Origin of the sequence: Stenotrophomonas sp. YIM B06876, from assembly GCF_030711595.1 — a bacterium.
GTDB lineage: Bacteria > Pseudomonadota > Gammaproteobacteria > Xanthomonadales > Xanthomonadaceae > Stenotrophomonas.
Genome location: NZ_JAUJUJ010000076.1, coordinates 558 through 3,526, shown reverse-complemented (window position 1 = coordinate 3,526; position 2,969 = coordinate 558). Strand labels below are relative to the sequence as shown.

At 65.9% G+C, this 2,969-nt stretch carries 1 protein-coding gene and 1 pseudogene; both read right to left on the bottom strand.

Features of this window, described 5'->3' with window-relative positions:
* Positions 1 to 244, bottom strand: a pseudogene (gltD, locus tag QZH66_RS14575) (glutamate synthase); the annotation flags it as partial.
* Positions 245 to 415: 171 nt separating this feature from the next.
* Positions 416 to 2,969, bottom strand: a 2,554-nt coding sequence (locus tag QZH66_RS14570; RefSeq protein WP_305806652.1) for a glutamate synthase-related protein, incomplete at its 5' end; no start/stop codon positions are given.

Below are 2,969 nucleotides of genomic sequence, written 5' to 3'. Positions count from 1 at the left end.
CCTCGATGGCGCTCTTCCAGTCGCTCTGGTAGACCAGATCGTTGAAGTCCGGAATGACGTTGTTGACCGGGCAGCCGCTGCTGCAGAACGGCGTGCCGCAGTCCATGCAGCGCGCGGCCTGCACCTTGGCCTGCGCGTCGTCCAGGCCGATGACGAATTCCTTGTGGTGCCTGAGGCGCTCGCCCACGCTCTTGTAGCCCTCTTCGATGCGCCCGTATTCCATGAAACCTGTGGTCTTTCCCATGTCCGTATCCTCTTGAAAATTGTGCCTGGCGCGCGCTTACTTGGCCGCAACCACTTCGTCTTTAGGAGCTGCCACCGCAGGCGTGGCGGCCTCTTCANTGCGCCCGTATTCCATGAAACCTGTGGTCTTTCCCATGTCCGTATCCTCTTGAAAATTGTGCCTGGCGCGCGCTTACTTGGCCGCAACCACTTCGTCTTTAGGAGCTGCCACCGCAGGCGTGGCGGCCTCTTCAAGCACTTTTCGTTCATACATCTCGGACAGGGCACGCTTGTACTCGGTCGGGAAGACCTTGACGAACTTGCTGCGCGAGGCCGCCCAGTGGTCGAGCAGTTCGCGCGCGCGCTTGCTGCCGGTCCAGCGGTTGTGGGCTTCGAGCATCTTCTTGAGCTGGGCTTCGTCGGTCTGGTCGCTGTGCCAGGTGGCGCGCGGGTGGGTGGCGATCTGCTCCTCGCTGGGCACGATGCGCTCGAGCGTCACCATGGCCATGTTGCAGCGCGTGTCGAACTGGCCGTCCTCGTCGTAGACATAGGCCACGCCGCCGCTCATGCCGGCGGCGAAGTTGCGCCCGGTCTGGCCCAGCACCACGACGGTGCCGCCCGTCATGTACTCGCAGCCATGGTCGCCCGTGCCCTCGACCACCGCCGTGGCACCCGACAGGCGCACGGCAAAGCGCTCGCCGGCAACACCGCTGAAGAAGGCCTCGCCGCTGGTGGCGCCGTACATCACGGTGTTGCCGACGATGGTGTTGCGCGCCGCGTCGCCGCGGAAATCGATGCTCGGGCGCACGATGATGCGGCCGCCCGACAGGCCCTTGCCGGTGTAGTCGTTGGCGTCGCCAATCAGGTACAGCGAGATGCCGCGCGCGAGAAACGCGCCGAACGACTGCCCGCCCGTGCCTTCGAGCTGGATGCGGATGGTGTCGTCGCTCAATCCCTCGGGGTGCACGCGCGTCACCGCGCCCGACAGCATGGCGCCGACCGAACGGTTGACGTTGCGCGCCACCTCGATGAACTGCACGCGCTCGCCGTGCTCGATGGCCGGGCGCGAGCGCTCGATCAGCTTGCGGTCCAGCGTGTGGGCGATGTTGTGGTCCTGCTCCTCGACATGGAAGCGCGGCACTTCGGGGCCCACCTGGGGCTGCGCGAACAGGCGGCCAAAGTCCAGCCCGCGCGCCTTCCAGTGTTCAATGCCGGCGCGCATGTCGAGCAGGTCGGTGCGGCCGATCAGCTCGTCGAATTGGCGGATACCGAGCTGGGCCATGATCTGGCGCAGCTCTTCGGCGACGAAGAAGAAGTAGTTCACCACATGCTCGGGCTTGCCCGAGAACTTCTTGCGCAAGGCCGGGTCCTGCGTGGCCACGCCCACCGGGCAGGTGTTGAGGTGGCACTTGCGCATCATGATGCAGCCCTCGACCACCAGCGGCGCGGTGGCGAAGCCGAACTCGTCGGCGCCGAGCAGCGCGCCAATCGCGACGTCGCGGCCGGTCTTCATCTGGCCGTCGGCCTGCACGCGGATGCGGCCGCGCAGGCGGTTCAGCACCAGGGTCTGCTGGGTTTCGGCCAGGCCGATTTCCCAGGGGCTGCCGGCGTGCTTGATCGACGACCAGGGCGAAGCGCCGGTGCCGCCGTCATGGCCGGCGATCACCACATGGTCGCTCTTGCACTTGGCGACGCCGGCCGCGATGGTGCCCACGCCGACTTCAGACACCAGCTTGACGCTGATGCTGGCATGCGGCGCGACATTCTTCAGGTCGTGGATCAGCTGCGCCAGGTCTTCGATCGAATAGATGTCGTGGTGCGGCGGCGGCGAGATCAGGCCCACGCCGGGCACGCTGTGGCGCAGCTTGCCGATGTAGTCGCTGACCTTGCCACCCGGCAGCTGGCCGCCCTCGCCGGGCTTGGCGCCCTGGGCCATCTTGATCTGGATCTGGTCGGCGCTGCTCAGGTATTCGGCCGTGACGCCAAAGCGGCCCGAAGCCACCTGCTTGATCTTGGAGCGCAGCGAGTCGCCGTCCTGCAGCGGCAGGTCGACCTCGACGTTCTCGGCGCCGATCACGCTCTTCAGGCTGTCGCCCTGCCTGATCGGGATGCCCTTGAGTTCGTTGCGATAGCGCGCCGCATCCTCGCCGCCTTCGCCGGTGTTGCTCTTGCCGCCGATGCGGTTCATGGCCACGGCCAGCGTGGCGTGCGCCTCGGTGCTGATGGAGCCGAGCGACATGGCGCCGGTGGCAAAGCGCTTGACGATCTCCTTGGCCGGCTCGACCTCGTCCAGCGGCACGGCCTTGGCGGGGTCGAACTTGAACTCGAACAGGCCGCGCAGCGTCATGTGGCGGCGGTTCTGGTCGTTGACGATCTGGGCGTACTCCTTGTAGCTGTTCCAGTTGTTGGCGCGCGTGGAATGCTGCAGCTTGGCGATCGCGTCGGGCGTCCACATGTGCTCTTCGCCGCGCGTGCGCCAGGCGTATTCGCCGCCGGTGTCGAGCATATTGGCCAGCACCGGGTCGTCGCCAAAGGCCGCCTGGTGCATGCGAATGGCTTCTTCGGCGATCTCGAACACGCCTATGCCTTCGACGCGGCTGGCGGTGCCGGTGAAGTACTTGCCGACGGTGTCGCTGTTGATGCCTATGGCCTCGAACAGCTGCGCGCCGCAGTAGCTCATGTAGGTGGAGACGCCCATCTTGGACATGATCTTGGACAGGCCCTTGCCGATCGCCTTGACGTAGTTG